The sequence below is a fragment of the Geomonas diazotrophica genome, from assembly GCF_019063885.1.
Lineage (GTDB): Bacteria > Desulfobacterota > Desulfuromonadia > Geobacterales > Geobacteraceae > Geomonas > Geomonas diazotrophica.
This window is the reverse complement of record NZ_CP077684.1, coordinates 1,331,620-1,351,500: the sequence shown is the minus strand read 5'-3', so window position 1 is coordinate 1,351,500 and position 19,881 is coordinate 1,331,620. Positions and strand designations below refer to the sequence as shown.

The window sequence follows — 19,881 nt, the reverse complement described above, 5'->3', positions numbered from 1 at the left end:
TTGCCGCCAGAGCAATTCTTGGGGCTCGCAGATTCTGCGAGCCCCTTTTTTCAAGCCGGGATCCGGATTCTCAAACACCACTTCCGCTATCCAAACGGGTCACCCCTTAGACACAAGGCCCCTGTGACGGTATTATTTACAGCTGCAGGCCAAGTTAACGGTTTTGTCACACTAAGAAGGAGGGGGAAACCATGGAGGCGGAAAACAAATGCCCGGTAACGGGCGCAACCAGCTCCCCGGCGGTCGGCGGTCGCACCAACCGGGACTGGTGGCCGAACCAGTTGAACCTGAGACTCCTGCACCAGCATTCGCCCCAGTCCAACCCCATGGACGGGAGTTTCAACTACGCTGAGGCCTTCAAGCAGCTCGACCTGGAGGCACTGAAACGGGACCTCTACGCACTGATGACCGACTCGCAGGAGTGGTGGCCGGCCGACTACGGTCACTACGGGCCGCTCTTCATCCGGATGGCTTGGCACAGCGCCGGGACCTACCGCACGGGGGATGGCCGCGGCGGCGCAGGATCGGGGAACCAACGCTTCGCCCCCTTGAACAGCTGGCCGGACAACGTGAACCTCGACAAGGCGCGCCGGCTCCTTTGGCCTATCAAGCAGAAATACGGCAGGATGATCTCCTGGGCCGACCTCATGATTCTCGCCGGCAACTGCGCGCTGGAGTCGATGGGGTTCAGGACCTTCGGCTTCGCCGGAGGGCGCGAGGACGTATGGGAGCCCGACGAGACCTACTGGGGCGCAGAGACCGAGTGGCTCGGAGACAAACGTTATTCCGGTGAGCGGGACCTGGAAAATCCGCTCGCCGCCGTGCAGATGGGGCTCATCTACGTCAACCCGGAAGGGCCGAACGGCAACCCGGATCCGGTCCTCTCAGGGCGCGATGTCCGCGAGACCTTCAAGCGCATGGCCATGAACGACGAAGAGACGGTCGCTCTCATCGCGGGCGGACACACCTTCGGCAAGTGCCACGGAGCCGGGAATCCGGTGCATGTCGGACCGGCACCCGAGGCCGCCGGCATCGAGGAGCAGGGGCTTGGCTGGAAGAGCAGCTTCCGCAGCGGCAAGGGGGGAGACACCATCGGCAGCGGACTGGAGGGGGCATGGAAGCCGCAGCCGACGCATTGGGACATGGGGTACCTGAAGGTGCTTTTCAAGTACGAATGGGAGTTGGTCAAGAGCCCGGCGGGCGCAAACCAGTGGGTCGCCAAGGACGTTGCCGAAGAAGACATGGTCGTCGACGCCCACGACCCGTCGAAAAAACACCGCCCGATGATGACCACAGCCGACCTCTCCCTTCGCTTCGACCCAATCTACGAGCCGATTGCGCGGCGCTACCTGCACAGCCCGGAAGAATTCGCTGACGCCTTCGCCAGGGCGTGGTTCAAGTTGACCCATCGCGACATGGGGCCCCGCTCCCGCTACCTCGGCCCCGAGGTGCCGTCCGAGGCACTGATCTGGCAAGACCCCGTCCCCGCAATCGATCATGAGCTGGTCGACGAGCGGGACATCGCGCAGCTCAGGAAGCGGATCTTCGCCTCCGGTCTGTCCATCCCGGAACTGGTCTCCACCGCATGGGCGTCGGCAGCGACTTTCCGCGGTTCCGACAAGCGCGGCGGGGCTAACGGAGCGCGCATCCGCCTCGCCCCGCAGAAGGACTGGGAAGTCAACGAGCCGCCCCGGCTGTCGGCGGTGCTTAAGACCCTCGAGGAGATCCGGAAACAGTTCAACGACACACAGGGCGCCAAGAAGGTTTCCCTTGCCGACCTGATCGTCCTGGGCGGGTGCGCGGCCGTCGAGCAGGCAGCCCGCAACGCCGGGCACGATCTGAAGGTACCCTTCACACCGGGGCGCACCGATGCCTCCCAGGAGCAGACCGACGTCTCTTCGTTCGCGGCCCTCGAACCCGCAGCCGACGGGTTCAGAAATTACCTCAAAGCCCGATACTCGGTGACCCCGGAGGAGCTGCTGATCGACCGGGCCCAGTTGCTGACGCTCACCGCTCCCGAGATGACGGTGCTGATCGGTGGCCTTCGCGTCCTGGAAGCGAACTTCGCACAGACCAGACACGGCGTATTCACCAACCGGCCGGGCGCGCTTACCAACGATTTTTTCGTGAACCTGCTCGACATGGGTACGACCTGGAAGAGTGCATCGGAGGCAGGCGACGTCTTCGAAGGGCGGGATCGCAGAACCGGTGAACTGAAGTGGACCGGCACCCGTGTCGATCTCGTCTTCGGTTCTAACTCCCAGCTTCGGGCTCTGGCCGAGGTGTACGGCTGCCGTGATTCCCAGGAGAAGTTCGTGAGCGACTTCGTTGCCGCCTGGGACAAGGTCATGAACCTCGACCGCTTCGATCTCGCCAAACCTTGATGCGCCGGCGACGGCACCCTCGTGTTCACCCGAGCCGGTGGTTATGAAAAATTGCGCTCTAAGCGAAACGGTTCAGGAATCCCCTGAACCGTTTCCTTTTTTAGCCTGCAAGGAGTCATCCCTTCCAGGGCAAGGTCTATGACTGAGGCAGGGGCATTTCGAGGGGGCCGTTTTCCCTCTCATACGACACAATGTTTGTTCTTCCCATCCATCCTGCGCCCCTTCTATAATTAAGGCAGTCCCGACAGCACAGCGACCTTATGTAAAAGTGCTACCCACCGGACCATGATCACATGGGCCGGTTGTGAAGGAGGGAGGACATGAAAGACATCATCGACACACTGAAGACGGACGGTTCCTTTCAGACCCTGCTCTCGCTGCTGGAGAGCGCCGGGCTGACTGAGAGGCTGCACGGCGCTGGAGCCTTTACCCTGTTCGCTCCCGATGACGAGGCATTCACGCGCGTGAAGGTGGAAGTCATCGCGGCCGACAAGGATAAACTGGCCTCACTCCTCGCCTATCACGTCGTCAAGGGGGCGCACAACTCCGCGCAGATCGCTGAGAACGATCACCTTTTAACAGAAAGTGGCAAATCGCTCAGTGTCCGTACCCAAGGGGGGCGCCTTGTGATCGACAACGCTCAGTATGTGCGGACCGACATAACCTGCGGCAACGGTTTGATCCAGGTCATCGACAACGTCTTCCTGCCCGAGTTTTCCGGCTGGTACTGCGGCGGCTGCTGCTGACACTTGGTTTTCGTCCTCGTTGATTTCCTCTTGCTAACGCTTGTGCGATGGTAGTACGCTCAGGTGCGCCCACAGGTCTGTCAATTCATGTTCAGGCGGGAGCGCAGAGGTGTCTCAGATAGCCTTTACTCCACATTCCCTTTGATTTCGTACGGCACTGCATGACTTACGCCCTCCCATACACCCGCCGTTTCCTGCCGGTTCTGCTGCTGGTTCTGTGCATGCTCACGCCCTGCTCCGGTTGGGCTGCAGCGGCGGGAACCATCGTCGTCGGCGGCGACCACAACTATCCCCCTTACGAATTCCTCGACAAGGACGGTCACCCGGCCGGCTTCAACGTCGACCTGACCCGCGCCATCGCGGAGGTGATGGGAATGACGGTGGAGATCCGCCTCGGTCGCTGGGAGGAGATCCGGAAGGCACTGCAGAGGGGCGATGTGGACATCGTCCAGGGGATGGTCCAGGCGGAGGTACGGGCCAGGGACTACGACTTCTCACCGCCGCACTCGATCATCAACCAGTCGGTCTTCGCCCGCCGCGGCGCCAGGACGGTGCAGAACCTGAGCGACCTCAAGGGGAAAGAGGTCTTCGTGCAAAACGGCGGCATGATGCACGACTACCTCCTGGAAAAGAACGTGGGAGCCGCCATCTTCCCCGTCGACACCCACATCGACGCGCTGCGCCAGCTCGCCGCCGGCAAGCACGACTACGCCCTGGTCGGCAACCTCCCCGGACTCTACCTGAGCCGCGAGTTCGGCCTCTCCAACATCGTGCCGGTAGGCAAACTGTTCGCCGGTCAACCGTATTGCTATGCCGTCAAAAAGGGCAACGACCAGATCCTGTCCCAGTTCAGCGAAGGGCTCGCCATCCTGAAAAACACCGGGCGCTACCAGAAGATCCACGACAAGTGGCTCGGCGCACTGGAACCGCCTACCGTCTCCTGGCGCAGGATCGTCACCTACGCCGCCATCACGGCGCTGCCGCTGTTGCTGCTGCTCAGCGCCATCGGCTACATCAACCGCAGGCTCACCAAGGAAGTCGCACTCCGCACGCAGGAGATGCAGTTGCAGCAACAGCAGCTGATCCAGGCGGACAAGATGGCATCTCTCGGCATCCTGGTCTCGGGCATTGCCCACGAGATCAACAACCCGACCGGGCTTTTGCTCTACAACCTGCCGGTATTGAAGAAGATCTTCCGTTCGGCCGAAGAGCACCTGGAAGAGAGGTTCCAAAAGGAAGGGGACTTCCTGATCGGCGGGATGCGCTACTCCCAGTTTCGCGAGGACATCCCGTTGCTCATCGACGAGATGCTCGACGGGGCCACACGGATCAAGCGGATCGTCGAGGACCTCAAGGACTTCGCCCGCAAGGACACCTCGCAGATGGACCAGTCGGTGCTCTTGAACGACGTGGTCCGGGCATCACTGAGGCTCGTGGAAAACTCCATCCGCAAGACCACCGGCAACGTCGTCACCGAGCTTGCCGAAGGGCTCCCGGCGGTCCGAGGCAACGCGCAGCGGATCGAGCAGGTGGTGGTAAACCTGATCCTCAACGCCTGCCAGGCGCTCCCCGATCCGGGAAAGGGGATCTATCTCACCACCGGCTACGATGCCGAGCGCAACGAGGTACTCCTGCTGGTCCGGGACGAGGGGGTCGGCATCTCCAGCGAGGATCTGCCGCGCATCGCGGACCCGTTCTTCACCACCAAGCGCGAGGCGGGGGGGACCGGGCTCGGCCTCTCGGTATCGGCGTCCATCATAAAGGAACACGAGGGAACCATGGTTTTCGAGTCGCAGCCGGGCGAGGGAACCACGGTGCGGGTGGCACTGCCCGCCCTTCAAGGAGCATGACCATGATCGACTCACTGACCCCGGCATTCGAGATCCTCCTGGTGGACGACGAAGAGGCGTGGCTGCGCAGCATCAGCATGACCCTCGCCATGTCGGGAGGCATAAACAACGTGGTGCGCTGTTCCGATAGCAGGAAGGTCCTGGAGTTGCTCCGGTCCCGCCCCATCGGCCTGGTCCTATTGGACTTGAACATGCCGCACCTCTCCGGACAGGATCTCCTCCCCGCCATCATCGAAGAGCACCCGGAGGTCCCGGTCATCGTGCTGAGCGGGCTGAACCAGGTTTCGGTCGCCGTTGAGTGCATGCAGAAGGGGGCCTTCGACTTCTTCGTGAAGACCGTGGAGGAGGAGCGGCTGATCCAGGGGATCCACCGCGCCGTCCGGATGATCGACCTGCAGCGGGAAAACCGCGAGATGAAATCGCGCATCCTCAGCGACCGGCTGGAGCACGCCGAGGCCTTCTCCGACATCCTCACGGCGGACCGGGCCATGCTCTCCATCTTCCGCTACATCGAGGCGGTGGCCGGCAGCAGCCAGCCGATCCTGATCACCGGTGAAAGCGGGGTCGGCAAAGAGCTGGTGGCGCGGGCGGTCCACAGGGTGAGCCGGCGCCCCGGCCAGCTCGTCTCGGTCAACGTGGCGGGGCTGGACGACCAGATCTTCAGCGACACGCTCTTTGGCCACACCAGGGGCGCCTTCACCGGGGCCGAACTCCCCCGCAGCGGCATGATCGAGCGTGCGGCGGACGGGACGCTGTTCCTGGACGAGATCGGGGACCTGGCCATCACGTCGCAGGTGAAACTGCTGCGCCTTTTGCAGGAGGGGGAGTATTTCTCTCTCGGCAGCGACGTGCCGAAACGGATGAACGCGCGGGTGGTCGTGGCGACCCATCACGACCTGGCCGCCAAGCAGGCGGCAGGCGAGTTCCGCAAGGATTTCTACTACCGCCTGTGCGGTCACCACATCCACATCCCGGCGCTGCGGGAGCGCCCGGACGACATCCCGCTCCTCTTCGACCACTTCCTCGAGGAGGCGGCCCGGGAACTCAAGAAGAAGAAGCCGACCGTCCCGAAGGAGCTGCCGGTTTTGCTGACCAACTACTCCTTTCCGGGCAACGTCAGGGAGCTGCGGGCGCTGGTCTACGACGCCATGAGCCGCCACGAGGCGCACATGCTTTCCCTTGAAACCTTCAAACGGGTCCTCGGCATGGACCTGAACCGGCCGGTGCGGCTCAACGAGCAGGGGCAGCGCAGCGTTTTCGTCCCAACCGAACCGCTCCCCGCCCTGCACGAGGTAAGCGATCTCCTGGTCGCCGAGGCAATGCGCCGGGCCGAGGGAAACCAGTCCATCGCCTGCCGGCTGATCGGTGTTTCCCAACCCGCGCTGAGTAAACGCCTCAAAAAGACTGGGGATTCTTCACCGTAATCACCATCACCCAACGCAGTTTTACCCTCGCGCGCCGCCTCCGCGGCCGGGAGGGGCTCCGCGTCCCTTCCCTCCTGGCAAACCCCTATAACCTGCCCCCCTTCTATAACCTCCCCGAAAAACGCCCCAACCAAGGTTAATCACACGAGTATTTGCCTCACGAGCCCGCTTTTCCGCCTGCAGGTTATACCCCCCTACCCCTCCCCCGCCACCCTTTCACTCTTCAAAGGTAGCGCAATTACCGCAACTTACCGTTTCAGCGCGATGTTGGCAGTTGTCTTGCTATCTGCGAAGTACTGCAGGATGTAGAAAACTATTTTATGGGAAGCTGTGAAATTGGGGACCACGATGCAATTCAACTTGAAGGAGAACGCGGCATGAAAAAGAACAAACTGACCCTCTACATCCTGGTGGCGATGATTCTCGGAATCGTCGTCGGCTACTTCTGCAACGTTTCAGCGCCTGACGCCAAGGCGGCCAAAACCATCGCAGGGTATTTCGACATCATATCGGCGGTCTTTCTGCGCCTGATCAAGATGATCATCGCGCCGCTGGTCTTTGGCACCATCGTCTCCGGCATCGCCGGCAACGGCGACTCCAAAGCGATCGGTCGCATCGGGATGCGCGCCATGGCCTGGTTCCTCTGTGCCTCGGTGATCTCCCTGGTGCTGGGCATGGTGTTCGTCAACCTGTTCCAGCCAGGCGTCGGCACCTCCCTCCCCGCCCCGGCAACCGGCGCTGCCACCAACCTCAACGTCGCCGCCCTCAATTTCAAGGATTTCGTCACCAACATCTTCCCGACCAGCTTCCTCGATGCCATGGCGAAGAACTCGATCCTGCAGATCCTGATCTTCTCCGTTTTCTTCGGGTTCGCCATCGCCTCCTTCAAGGACGACACCACCAAGACCGTGGTCGCCTTCGTGAAGGAACTGGTGCACATCATGCTCAAGGTGACCGACTACGTCATGCGCCTCGCTCCGCTCGGGGTCTTCGCCGCCATGGCTTCCTGCATCACCGTCCAGGGGCTCGGCGTGCTGACCACCTACGGCAAGTTCATCGGGAGCTTCTACATCGGGCTGGTTGTCCTTTGGGCCGTGCTGATCGGGGCCGGCTACCTGTTCCTGCGTAACTCCACCTGGACCCTGCTCAAGATGATCCGCGAGCCGATGCTGATCGCCTTCTCCACCGCGAGCAGCGAGGCCGCGTATCCGCAGACCCTGGAATCCCTGGAGCGCTTCGGGGTTAAGGAAAAGGTCTCCGGCTTCGTGCTGCCGCTCGGCTACTCCTTCAACCTGGACGGCTCCATGATGTACCAGGCCTTTGCCGTCATCTTCATCGCCCAGGTCTACAACATCGAGCTTTCCATCTCCAAGCAGATCGCCCTCCTGCTCGTGATGATGCTGACCAGCAAGGGGATGGCCGGCGTTGCGCGCGCCTCGCTGGTGGTGGTTGCGGCGACGCTTCCCATGTTCAACCTGCCGGAGGCGGGCCTGCTGCTCATCATGGGCATCGACCAGTTCCTCGACATGGGGCGTACCGCGACCAACGTGATCGGCAACAGTATCGCCACCGCCGTCGTTGCGAAGTGGGAAGGAGATCTCGGGGCGGAACCGGAGACGGAGGAGGACGAAGAGATGGTCCTCGCCGCGCTCCCGGTGCAGGATTAGCAACGCAGTTAACAGATGGTTCTGAGTGTAGGAGGTTCTGAGTGTAGGAGGAGTTCGGCGCCCGACCTCTACTGTTACAGGCGCCAGGTGAGAACCTGGCGCCTTTTTTATGCAAAGCCTTCTTCATTGGCATCCTGGCTCTTTGGAGATCGACACTGAATCTCAAAAAAATTACCGAATTGGGGTACAGTTTGGTGTACGTCCTTCGTAGGTCGAAAGGGGGTAGCCATCATGTCTGCAACCGTGGTCAAAACTGACCCCAGTTTCTGGCAACGTCCTATCGCCGCTCTCTTGGAGCAGTTGGCCGCGCCCCCTGATGGACTGGACAGTACCGAGGCGGCCCGTCGCCTGGTCCAGTTCGGCCCCAACCTTATCCATGGGGAGCGCAAAAGGTCTCTGATCCTGCAGTTTCTCGTGAAGTTCCGCAACCCCCTTGTCATAATCCTTCTGACAGCCAGCGCATTGTCCGCATTCACCGGTGACGCCACCAGCTTCTTCATCATCGGCACCATCGTCCTCATCAGCGTCACCCTCGATTTCGTCCAGGAATACCGGGCCGGACAGGCAGCGGAACGCCTGCGCCAGTCTGTGGCAGTACGTGCACAGGTGCTGCGGGATGGCAAGCCATCGGAGATACCGATTGCGGGGATGGTGCCGGGGGATGTTGCACTTCTCGCCGCCGGCGACCTGATTCCCTGCGACGGACGCGTGCTGGAGGCAAAGGACTTTTTCGTAAACCAGGCCCTGCTGACCGGGGAAGCTTTCCCCGTAGAAAAGGCACCGAGTGAGTTACCTGAAGAAACCGATGTTCTCGTCGCAGGGAACACGGTGCTCTTGGGAACGTCCGTGATAAGCGGCACGGCCAGGGTGCTTATGTGCCGCACCGGTCAGGACACCGAACTCGGCGCCATCGCCGACACCCTGCTTGCCAAGCCCCCCCCAACCGCCTTTGAACAGGGGACCCGCCGTTTCGGACTTCTCATCATGCGCATGACGGTGCTGCTCGTATTGTTCGTGCTGCTGGTCAACGCCTTCTTTCACCGCCCCTGGCTCGAATCGTTCCTTTTTGCAGTGGCCCTTGCCGTGGGACTGACCCCCGAGCTTCTCCCCATGGTTGTCTCCGTGACCCTGTCGCGGGGGGCCCTGCGCATGGCGGCCCAAAAGGTAATCGTTAAAAGGCTGGCCTCGATCCACAACCTGGGCAGCATGGATGTATTCTGCACCGACAAGACCGGCACCCTGACCGAGGCCCGCATCCATCTGGAACGTCACCAGAGCCCCCTGGGCAAGGAGAGTCGACGGGTCCTGGAATTGGCCTATTACAACAGTTACTTCGAAACGGGATTGAAGAGTCCCCTGGACGACGCCATTCTCGAGCACACCGAGATCGACGCGAGCGGCTGGCAGAAGATAGATGAAGTGCCGTTCGACTTCGAGCGGCGCCGGATTTCCGTGCTCTTGGACAACTCCACGACCAGGATGCTGGTGGTCAAAGGGGCTCCCGAAGACATCCTGCGGCTGTCGGAGCACTACGAGGGGGAAACGGAAGCGGATCAGCGTCCGCTGGACGCCGCGGCGCGTCAGAGTATCAACGCGCAATTCGAGGCGCTCAGCAACGAGGGGTTCCGGGTATTGGGAATCGCCACTCGGCAGGTCGGCCCCGCCCACCCCCATGCCGTGGTGGGCGATGAAGCGGATCTGGTCTTTGCAGGCTTTGCCGCCTTCCTCGATCCACCCAAAGTGAGCGCCAAGGCGGCCCTGGCCGGACTTGCCGCCGATCGGGTCGCGGTCAAGATCATCACCGGGGACAACGAACTGGTGACCCAGCATATCTTCGCGCAGCTCGGCCTTCCGGTGACCGGGGTACTGACCGGCTCGGAAATCCAGCAGATGGATGACATGGCACTCGCCGCGCGGGTTGAGCAGGCGAACCTGTTCTGCCGCGTGCCCCCTGCGCAGAAAAACCGGGTCATCCTGGCCCTGAAACGGCGGGGCCACGTGGTGGGGTATCTCGGCGACGGTATCAATGACGCCCCGTCCCTTCATTCGGCGGACGTGGGCATTTCCGTGGACAGTGCCGTTGACGTGGCCAAAGCGGCGGCGGACATGATCCTTCTGGAGCAGGACCTGGAAGTGCTCCATGCCGGGGTCCTCGAAGGACGCCGCACCTTCGGCAACATCATGAAATACATAATGATGGGCACCAGCTCCAATTTCGGCAACATGTTCAGCATGGCAGGGGCCTCGATCTTTCTTCCCTTTCTTCCCATGCTGCCGGTTCAGATCCTCCTCAACAATCTCCTCTACGACGTATCGGAACTCCCTATTCCGCTTGACCGGGTGGATGACGATTACCTAAGCCATCCCCGGCACTGGGACATGAACTTCATCCGAAACTTCATGCTGGTGATCGGACCGGTCAGTTCGGTCTTCGATTTCCTCACTTTCTACATCATGCTGACGGTTTTCCATGCCGGCGAGGCGCTGTTTCATACCGGATGGTTCATCGAGTCAATGGCCACCCAGGTGCTGGTCATCTTCATCATCCGTACCCGGAAGAACCCTTTCAAAAGCCGCCCCAGTCCCTGGCTGATCGCCTGTTCGCTCATTGTGGTGGCGCTGGCGGGTGCGCTGCCGTTCACCCCTGCCGGCGTGAGTCTTGGTTTTGTGGCTGTGCCGGGATACTTTTTTCTGATACTTGCCGCCATTTTGCTCGCCTATCTGCTGGCGGTGGAGGGCATGAAACGGTGGTTCTTCCAGCGCTTTGTCACATAGTGAAGCGCGTCGAGCGGGAAGGTCCGCGCTCCACGTTACAGGCGCTCCCCTCCCCCCCAAAAAACCTCATTTGCTGTCAATCGAGGCTTTGTGTTCATTTTCGCCCCTTCACCGGCACGAACTGAACCTCGTTTGCAGGCCATGAGGCCGCAGGCCGGCCGTTGGCTCTCCGTCGTGCATTTTATTCGATTCATGATATAAAGAAAATGCGCTATCGACACCGCAGGCAGGATGCCGGGGCCTTTTGATTACCGCCCCCGGTGAAAAGCGGCACGCTGCTTCATGCTGTTTTTTCAGTTTCCCGGCCTTCCATCTTGAAATCGCCATGTCGGTGCCTTTTACCAACGGGTCAGGATTCAACGCCGCAACGTCCTCATTTCCACCATCATCCCCTACCTGTTCATCTTCCTGATGGCTGCTCGTATCGCTCTGGGAGGGAAAAATGAAGGTCCTGTTCGTCTACCCGAAGTACCCGGATACCTACTGGAGTTTCAGCTATGCAATGCCGTTTATCGGGAAAAAGGCCGCGTTTCCTCCCCTGGGCCTTCTTACCGTTGCGGCGCTCATCCCAGACAGCTGGGAAATGAGGCTGATCGATCTCAACGTCGAGGGGCTTTCCGATGATGACCTGCAGTGGGCCGATTACGTGTTCCTCAGTGCCATGACGGTCCAGAGGGAGTCCGCACGTGAAGTTCTGAGCCGATGCGGCGCTCTGCGGATCAAGACCGTTGCCGGAGGCCCGCTTTTCTCGACATGCCATGACGAGTTCCCGGAAGTGGACCACCTGGTGCTCGGCGAGGCCGAGGTCACGTTACCGCGTTTTCTGTTGGATCTCGACCAAAAGACGCCGCAGCGGCTTTACCTCCCCGACGAGCGCCCCGACCTTTCGTGTACGCCGATCCCGCGATGGGCGCTGATCGACATGCGCAAGTACGCCTCCATGAACATACAATATTCAAGGGGATGTCCCTTCGACTGCGAGTTTTGCGACATCACCGCAATGTTCGGCCACAACCCGAGAACCAAAACCACCGAACAGGTTATAGCCGAACTCGAGGCGCTCCACTCCAGGGGATGGCGCGGTGGGGTTTTTTTCGTCGACGACAACTTCATCGGCGATAAACGGAAGCTGAAAAACGAGGTCCTCCCGGCGATGATCTCCTGGATGGAGGAGCACGGACACCCGTTCTTCTTCTATACCGAGGCATCCATCAACCTTGCGGACGACCCGCGCCTCCTCGAGTTGATGGTCGCCGCCGGGTTCCAGGAGGTCTTCATCGGCATCGAAACCCCGGAACCTGATTCCCTGAGGGAAACGGGCAAACTGCAAAACCACGACCGAGATCTCCTTGCCTCGGTGCGCTATATCCAACGGGCGGGGCTTCAGGTGCAGGGAGGCTTCATCGTGGGTTTCGACAGCGACTCGCCGGCCATCTTCGACAAGCAGATCCGCTTCATCCAGGAAAGCGGCATCGTTACGGCCATGGTGGGAATACTGATGGTCCTGCGGGGTACCAAGTTGCATAGCCGGCTCGCCAGCGAAGGAAGGATCATCAGCACTGCCAATGGCAACAACACCGATACCACCCTCACTTTTGCCCCGAAGATGAGCCCACAGGTGCTGATAGAAGGCTACCAGCGACTCGTGAGGACCATTTATTCCCCGGATTATTTCTATGAGCGCCTGATGACCTTCCTGAAAGAGTACCGGCTTTCGGGACCATCCCCGTTTTCCACGCTGCAGTGGCGTGACATCAGGGCATTTATCAGATCCATATTTTTTCTGGGGATTCTGGGCAAGGAGCGGCTGCATTATTGGAAGGTTTTTTCCTGGACGCTCCTCACGAAACCGCGACTACTCCCGTTGACCATAACGCTGACCATCTACGGTTTTCATTTCCGTACCGTTTCCGACCAGATCTGCTCCCCGCCGCGCAGCGACCGGTGAAAGTGCCGGGTGTGATCAAGGGGAGGGTCTCGGGAGAACGAGGGGAGGCATGGGCTGCGCAGTTCGAGCCAGACGGAACGTCTTCGCGACCGCCCGTGACGGAGCCTGGGCATTCCGGTTTTCCTTCGATCTGCCGATGGCCACTTTCGCTTCGGGGCGAAGCAGGTATTCCGCCACCAAGGCGGTCGGAAACGGCAGGAAAGTCACAAGCATCAGCACCAGACCGTTCAAGTACAGGAAAGTGTGATCGCTTGTCCGGACGAAAGTGAAAATCCGGTGGTGGTTCACCCACTTGGCAAGGACCGTGACAAAGCTCGTCACGAAGGCAAGGTAATGGGGCCACAGCGCCAGCAAAGCGGAACCCAGGCTATGACCGGCACCAAGGTCGGAAGGAGTGGGCACCTTGATGGTCAGGACAAGCAGGGTTATGGCGATGGCGAAAACTCCGTCGCTGAACGCCTCAATGCGCCCGGTTTCATTTCCTGCAACACTTTCGGTCATGGTCTCCTCTGCTGTAAGCCAAGACGTTGCCACCGAAGCACTCACCCAAAGCTTCCATCCAAGCCGGCACAGGATTTCCCGCGTGCCAAAAACTCTGAACGTCACACCTTGTTGTCTGGTACCGACGCACTCAGTTTTCAGCTTTTAACGGAGACGTAACACTCTGTTGTCACGACAGTTGAACATTATAACTGCCTGGGAACGTGTTACAATGGGACCAACAGACAATAGATGGAGCCTGCGGACTGATGAGTGAGGACAAATCCATCCCATGACGCGCACAAAGTACACAATTCTTGTGGCGGATGATGACCCAAACGATCGGGTGCTCATGGAACGAGCTTTTAAGACCAGCCTCGTAAAAGCAGAACTGCGATTAGTGACATGTGGAGAAGAAGCCATTGCATACCTCAGAGGAGAAGGAGTGTTTGCTGACCGTTCAAATTATCAGTATCCCTCATTCCTTCTCACTGACTTGAAAATGTTTCCCGGTGACGGTTTTTCGATTCTCGAATTCCTGCAGGGTACCCCAGAATCTGCCATCATTCCCACCATCGTACTTTCATCGTCAAATGACTTGGATGACGTCAAGAAGGCTTATACGCTGGGAGCCAGCGCCTATATCGTCAAACCGCAGGATCCCGGCCAGTTGGTTGAACTGCTGAAGGTAATCGCAGCATTTTGGCTGATTTGTGAAGTGCCTGAGGTGGATGAGGCCGGCCGGCGGTTGCAGACAACCTGCCAAGGGAAATTGGGTGAAAGGTTCGCTAAACGATAGTGGAGGGGGGACCTGCATCGGCACAACAAAAAAGCCAGCTAGCTTTTAGGCCAACTGGCTGAGTTTGTTTGGTTGCGGGGACAGGATTTGAACCTGTGACCTTCGGGTTATGAGCCCGACGAGCTACCAGACTGCTCCACCCCGCGTCATGAACAACTCGACCTTTATACTACACCGGCCGAACCAAGTCAATGTAAACATTTGGACAAAATCAACAGGGATGAAGGAGATTCATTCCTGTTTGCTTATTTCTTGCCGCAAAGCCTTTGACGCACGACTTCAAAGAGAAAAATCCCTCCGGCTACGGAGGCATTCAACGAGTTCACTCCTCCCTGCAGCGGGATGCTGACCACTTCGTCACACCCCTTCCTCACCAGCGGGCGGATCCCCTCCCCCTCCCCACCTATGACGAGGGCCACCGGACCGGTGAAGTCTTGCTGGTAGAGGGTGTGCTTCGCGGAGCCGTCGGCTCCGTAGATCCAGAAACCGGCTTTCTTCAGACTCTCAAGCGCCTGCGAGATGTTGGTCACCTGTGCCACGGCGACTGTCTCGGTCGCGCCGGCGGATGACTTCTCGACTACGGCGGTGACGCCTGCGGCGCGGTCCTTGGGGATGACTACGGCGTTGGCGCCTGCGCAGGCGGCGCTCCGAATCAGGGCGCCCAGGTTGTGCGGGTCCTGCACGCTGTCGAGAACCAGGATCAGGCCATCGCGCGTCCCGTGCAGTCCTTCCAGCACGTCGTCGAGATCGGCGTAGGGGAAGGGCTCGACCTTCAGGGCGACGCCCTGGTGGTGCTCGGTGCCGCACAGGCGGCTCAGGTCGCCCTTCTCGCGCTGCCGCACAGGGACCTTCTTCTCGGCGGCCAGCTTTAAGAGCTTCTCCAGGCGTTTGTCGGCGCTGGTGCCGGCGACGAAGAGCTCGAATATCTTCCGCGAGCCCCTGAGAGCTTCCATTACCGGATTCAGCCCGTAGATGATTTCTTCTTTTGACATATGTGTCCTCAAAAAGGTGGAGCTTCCGGACGTGAGTTTTCTGCTCACGGGAAGCTCCCTCGATGATGCAATGTATCAGCGCAATGCGTAAGGGGGGCGAATGATTATTCGCCCCTACAGGTGAACCTCGCCCGTCGGTGGTTAGCCGGCGACTATTTCGTCGACGATCTTCTGGGCGGCTTCGGCGGGGCTCTGGGCCGCGGCGATGGGACGACCGATGACCAGGTAGTCGGAGCCTGCCTTGACGGCTTCGGCCGGGGTCATGATGCGTTTCTGGTCGTCGGCGGAGGCGAAGCTCGGACGGACGCCTGGGGTGACCACCAGGAAGTCCTTGCCGCAGGCTTCCCTGATCAGGCCCACTTCCTGCGGGGAGGCGACTACACCGTCGACGCCGGCGCTCTTGGCGAGCTTGGCGAGCTTCACCACCATCTCGGGGACCGGGAGGTCGATGCCGATGCCACGCAGGGTCTCTTCGTTGGAGGAGGTGAGCACGGTGATTGCGAGGACCTTGGGACGCGCGGCGCAGCCGCTGAAGTTCTTGTCCAGTGTCTCCATGGTCTTGTTCATCATCTCGTAGCCACCCATGGCGTGCAGGTCGCAGAGCTGGACGCCGAGGTTGGCGGCCTCGAGGGCGGCCATGGCGACGGTGTTCGGGATGTCGTGATATTTCAGGTCGAGGAACACCTCGCCGCCGCACTTCTGGATCATGCGCACCGCGGCGGGGCCGCAGGCGGTGTAGAGCTGCTTGCCGACCTTGAACATGCCGACATGCTGGGAAAGGAGCTCGGCCCAGTACTGGACGTCGCTGAATTCCTTCACGTCCATGGCGAAAATGATCTTCTTGATTGCTTCTTCTCTAGTCATAGTCAAATCCTTAAAATCAGGGTTTATGCCTGCAGTGCCTCTTTGACGGCGGCTTTCACCTTGGCTACGGCTTCGGCGATGGGCAGGATCTCCACCTCGCCACCCCTTCTCTCCTTCAGCTCAACTTTGCCTTCTGCCAGGGTCTTGGCGCCGACCACGATCCTCAGCGGTATGCCGATCAGGTCGGCGTCCTTGAACTTGAAGCCCGGACGCTCGTCGCGGTCGTCGAGCAGCACTTCCACGCCCGCTTCCAGAAGCTCGTTGTAGATCTGCTCGGAGGCGGCCTTCACTTCGTCATCTTTTGCGGAAAGCGCGGATACGATGCAGTGGAACGGCGCGATGGGGATCGGGAAGATGATGCCGTTCTCGTCGTGGTTCTGCTCGATGCAGGCGGCCACGGTACGCCCGATGCCGATGCCGTAGCATCCCATGAAGATGATCTGCTCTTTGCCGTTGGCGTCGAGGAAGCTCGCGTTCAGCGCCTTGGAGTACTTGGTCCCCAGCTTGAAGACGTGGCCCACTTCGATGCCGCGCCAGATCTCCAGCTTGCCGCTGTCGCAGCGCGGGCAGGGATCGCCTATGACCACGTTCCTGATGTCGACGTACCCGTCGACGTTGAAGTCGCGCCCGATGTTGACGTTCTTCAGATGGGTATCGGCGGCGTTGGCGCCGGTGACGAAGTTGTGCATCCCCTGCAGCGAGAGGTCGGCGACGACCTTCACCTTGCCGGCCAAGCCGACGGGGCCCGCGTAGCCGGTGGGTGCGCCGGTCACCTTGAGAACCACGTCGTCCTCGGCCATCTCGAGCTCGGCGGCACCCAGGTGGTTCTTCAGCTTGATCTCGTTGAGATCGTAGTCGCCGCGCACAAGTGCCACGACCGGCTCGCCGTCGGCGACCAGCACCAGGGTCTTCACCACCTGGGTGCTGTTCACGCCCAGGAACGCGGAGACGTCTTCAATGCTCTTCTGGCCGGGGGTGGCGACGTGTTCCATCGGGCGCGGGTCGGCGTGTTCCACCGCCTCGCTCCTTCTGGTTTCCGCCTTCTCCATGTTGGCCGCGTACTCGCAGCAGGAGCAGGAGACGATGGCATCCTCGCCGGAGTCGGCCAGCACCATGAACTCGTGGGAGTAGTTCCCCCCGATGCTGCCGGTATCGGCCTCGACGGCGCGGAATTTCAGGCCGCAGCGCTCGAAGATGCGGCGGTAGGCCTTGTACATCTTCTCGTAGGAGACGTCGGCACCGGCCTCGTTCACGTCGAAGGAGTAGGCGTCCTTCATGATGAATTCGCGGCCGCGCATGAGGCCGAAGCGCGGGCGGATCTCGTCGCGGAACTTGCCCTGGATCTGGTACAGGTTGATCGGCATCTGACGGTAGCTGCGGATCTCCTTGCGGATCAGGTCGGTGATGACCTCCTCATGGGTCGGCCCCATGCAGAACTCGGCGTCCTTTCTGTCCTTGAAGCGCAAAAGCTCCTTGCCGTAGAACTCCCAGCGCCCCGATTCCTTCCAGAGTTCGGCCGGCTGCACGGCGGGCATCAGGAGCTCGATGGCCCCTGCCCTGTTCATCTCCTCGCGGACGATCTGCTCCACCTTGCGGATGGAGCGCAGCCCCAGCGGCAGGTAGTTGTAGATGCCGGCGGCAAGTTTCCTGATCATGCCGGCGCGAAGCATAAGCTTGTGGGAGATGACCTCCGCGTCAGAGGGGGTTTCCTTGACGGTGGGGATGAAATACTGGGAATAACGCATTAGGTTTACCTCTGAGTGAATTTAAAAAGCAAAAAGCAGAACCGTCAGCCAGGGAGAAAATCTGAGAAGTTCGGAGAAAAGCAAAAGACGGAAGGGGTTTTACCTCAAGCTTCTTTTGACTCTCTCAGAGTTCCTGAGATTTTTTCCCGGCCAATGGTTTTAAGGTTTCAGCACTTCCTCAATGAGCGCATCCGCGAGCTGATCCTGGGGGACTTTGCGCAGGATCTCGCCGTGCTTGAAGAGAAGCCCCTCCCCCCTGCCGCCGGCGATGCCGAAGTCGGCTTCGCGCGCCTCGCCGGGTCCGTTCACGGAGCACCCCATGACCGCAACCGTGATGTTCCGGTCCAGGTGCGCCAGGCGGCGCTCGACCTCCTCGGCAACGGGGATGAGATCAATCTGGCACCTGCCGCAAGTCGGGCAGGAGACGAAGTTGATGCCGCGCTGCCTGAGCCCCAGCGACTTCAAGATGTCATAGGCGACGCGCACCTCGTGCACCGGGTCGCCGGTGAGCGATACGCGCATGGTATCGCCGATCCCCTGGTGCAGCAGGATGCCCAGGCCAACGGAAGACTTGATGGTACCGGAGAAGATGGTACCGGCCTCGGTGACGCCGATGTGCAGCGGGTAGTCGACCGCCTCGGAGAGGAGCTGGTAAGCTTCCAGCGTCCGCAATACGTCGGAGACCTTTATGGATATCTTGATCTCGCGGTAGTTGAGCTCTTCCAGGATCCGCACGTGCCCCAGGGCCGACTCGACCATCGCCTCCGGGGTCGGATGCCCGTACTTGACCAGGAGCTCCTTCTCCAGAGAGCCGCCGTTCACACCGATCCGGATCGGGATCTGCCGCTCGGCGGCAGCCTTGACCACCTCGGCAACCTTCCAGCGCTCGCCGATGTTGCCGGGGTTGAGACGCAGCCCGTCCACGCCGGATTCCAGCGCCTTGAGGGCGAGCTTGTAGTCGAAATGGATGTCGGCGATGAGCGGCATGGGACTGCCCGCCTTGATGGCGGCCAGGGCCTGGGCGGCATCCATGTCGGGTACCGCGCAACGCACGATCTCGCAGCCTGCCTCGGCAAGTCGACCGATCTGGTCGAGGGTCGCGGCGACGTTTCTCGTGTCGGTGGAACACATGGACTGCACGGAACAGGGAGCGCCACCACCGATCGGCACGTTCCCTATCTTTATCTGCCGGGTGAGTTTTTTCATAGCGGGACATACTAGCTAAATCTATGGGGAAAAGCAAGGAGGATCACCCCTCGTCGTCACCGCGGACGGCAGCGGCCGCCGATAAATTCCTGCGCCACTAATTAGCTAGAGGACTATACTGTCCCTATTGCAGACAATAGACACAGGAGGTAGCTGTCATGAGCAAATTGGATCTGCTGAATCCAACCAACAGCACGGTCATCTTCATCGATTTCCAGCCTCAGATGACTTTCGGAGTCTCAAGCATAGACAGGCAAACCCTTTTCAACAACGTAATGCTGCTGGCCAAAGCCGCCAGAATCTTCCGCATCCCCACCATCCTCACCACCGTCGAGACCAAGAGCTTCTCCGGCAACATGTGGCCCCAACTCCTGGACATCTTCCCGGACAACGACATCATCGAGCGGAACTCCATGAACTCGTGGGACGACCCGAAGTTCGTGGAAGCGGTGCAGGCGACCGGGCGCAACAAGCTGATCATGGCGGCCCTTTGGACCGAGGTCTGCCTCGCCTTCCCAACCCTCGATGCCATGAAGGCGGGCTACGAGGTCTACGCGGTGGAGGACGCTTCGGGAGGCACCAGCGTAACGGCACACAACGCGGCCATGCGGCGCATCGAGCAGGCCGGAGCGGTGCCGATGACCTCGCTGCAGGTACTGCTCGAGTACCAGAGGACGTGGGCTCGCAAGGAAACCTATGACGAGGTGATCGCAGTGGTGAAGGAACATTGCGGGGCCTACGGGCAGGGGGTCGAGTACGCCTATACCATGGTGCACGGCGCGCCGGCCAGCCGCACCGTTTTGCCGAAGTAGCCCCCCTTGTCCCCTCGCCCTTCGGGAGAGGGTGGCCGAAGGCCGGGTGAGGGAGGTGCATGCTCCGCTTCTGTCGCTTCGTGGCACCCCTCCCCCCGCCCCTCTCCCAGAGGGAGATGGAGAGTGGACTGAGCATATTGACGAAACAGAGACGGTGGTGCCGCATGGGGGCAGGAAGCGTGCACCAGT

Annotated in this window: 14 protein-coding genes and 1 tRNA gene; 9 read left to right on the top strand and 6 right to left on the bottom strand. The window is 60.4% G+C overall.

Features of this window, described 5'->3' with window-relative positions:
- Window positions 1-191: 191 nt before the first annotated feature.
- From katG to KP003_RS05850, 7 genes are all read left to right on the top strand, one after another.
- The gene (gene katG, locus KP003_RS05880; RefSeq protein WP_217300479.1) at window positions 192-2,384 is read left to right on the top strand and encodes a catalase/peroxidase HPI; all 2,193 of its coding nucleotides are present in this window, start codon (window positions 192-194) and stop codon (window positions 2,382-2,384) included.
- 320 nt (window positions 2,385-2,704) lie between these two features.
- Complete coding sequence (locus KP003_RS05875) at window positions 2,705-3,130, top strand: fasciclin domain-containing protein (protein ID WP_216498595.1); 426 nt, start codon at window positions 2,705-2,707, stop codon at window positions 3,128-3,130.
- 161 nt (window positions 3,131-3,291) lie between these two features.
- Window positions 3,292-4,980, top strand: coding sequence for a transporter substrate-binding domain-containing protein (locus tag KP003_RS05870; RefSeq protein ID WP_216791065.1), 1,689 nt, complete (start codon window positions 3,292-3,294; stop codon window positions 4,978-4,980).
- Between the two features lie 2 nt (window positions 4,981-4,982).
- Window positions 4,983-6,404 (top strand): sigma-54-dependent transcriptional regulator, encoded by a 1,422-nt coding sequence (locus KP003_RS05865; protein ID WP_217300478.1) that lies wholly within the window; start codon window positions 4,983-4,985, stop codon window positions 6,402-6,404.
- Between the two features lie 377 nt (window positions 6,405-6,781).
- Entirely contained in the window at window positions 6,782-8,071 is a 1,290-nt protein-coding gene (locus tag KP003_RS05860) for a dicarboxylate/amino acid:cation symporter (RefSeq protein WP_216498592.1), read from the top strand.
- A gap of 231 nt (window positions 8,072-8,302) precedes the next feature.
- A complete protein-coding gene (gene mgtA / locus KP003_RS05855) occupies window positions 8,303-10,846 on the top strand; it encodes a magnesium-translocating P-type ATPase (RefSeq protein WP_216791061.1) in 2,544 nt (847 codons plus the stop codon).
- A 442-nt stretch (window positions 10,847-11,288) separates the two neighbouring features.
- Window positions 11,289-12,794: a B12-binding domain-containing radical SAM protein gene (locus KP003_RS05850; protein WP_217300477.1), complete on the top strand. Its 1,506-nt coding sequence runs from the start codon at window positions 11,289-11,291 to the stop codon at window positions 12,792-12,794.
- Between the two features lie 15 nt (window positions 12,795-12,809).
- Here KP003_RS05850 and KP003_RS05845 read toward each other — a convergent pair whose 3' ends face one another.
- Entirely contained in the window at window positions 12,810-13,295 is a 486-nt protein-coding gene (locus KP003_RS05845) for a TMEM175 family protein (RefSeq protein WP_216791058.1), read from the bottom strand.
- 271 nt (window positions 13,296-13,566) lie between these two features.
- Between KP003_RS05845 and KP003_RS05840 the strand changes: the two genes are divergently transcribed.
- Window positions 13,567-14,073: a response regulator gene (locus KP003_RS05840; protein ID WP_216791056.1), complete on the top strand. Its 507-nt coding sequence runs from the start codon at window positions 13,567-13,569 to the stop codon at window positions 14,071-14,073.
- A 69-nt stretch (window positions 14,074-14,142) separates the two neighbouring features.
- Here the strand turns inward: KP003_RS05840 and KP003_RS05835 are convergent.
- From KP003_RS05835 to ispG, 5 genes are all read right to left on the bottom strand, one after another.
- Window positions 14,143-14,219 (bottom strand) — tRNA-Met (locus KP003_RS05835).
- Between the two features lie 99 nt (window positions 14,220-14,318).
- A complete protein-coding gene (gene rlmB, locus KP003_RS05830; RefSeq protein ID WP_216791054.1) occupies window positions 14,319-15,065 on the bottom strand; it encodes a 23S rRNA (guanosine(2251)-2'-O)-methyltransferase RlmB in 747 nt (248 codons plus the stop codon).
- A gap of 141 nt (window positions 15,066-15,206) precedes the next feature.
- Window positions 15,207-15,929, bottom strand: a complete 723-nt coding sequence (gene pyrF / locus KP003_RS05825) for an orotidine-5'-phosphate decarboxylase (RefSeq protein WP_216500664.1) — start codon at window positions 15,927-15,929, stop codon at window positions 15,207-15,209.
- A 23-nt stretch (window positions 15,930-15,952) separates the two neighbouring features.
- Window positions 15,953-17,674 carry a proline--tRNA ligase gene (locus KP003_RS05820; protein ID WP_216500663.1) on the bottom strand — a complete coding sequence of 574 codons (1,722 nt, stop codon included), beginning with the start codon at window positions 17,672-17,674 and terminating at the stop codon, window positions 15,953-15,955.
- A 159-nt stretch (window positions 17,675-17,833) separates the two neighbouring features.
- Window positions 17,834-18,880 (bottom strand): flavodoxin-dependent (E)-4-hydroxy-3-methylbut-2-enyl-diphosphate synthase, encoded by a 1,047-nt coding sequence (gene ispG, locus KP003_RS05815; RefSeq protein ID WP_217300476.1) that lies wholly within the window; start codon window positions 18,878-18,880, stop codon window positions 17,834-17,836.
- A gap of 158 nt (window positions 18,881-19,038) precedes the next feature.
- Here ispG and KP003_RS05810 point away from each other — a divergent pair, with 158 nt between their 5' ends.
- A complete protein-coding gene (locus tag KP003_RS05810; protein WP_216500661.1) occupies window positions 19,039-19,692 on the top strand; it encodes a hydrolase in 654 nt (217 codons plus the stop codon).
- The last annotated feature ends 189 nt before the right edge of the window (window positions 19,693-19,881 follow it).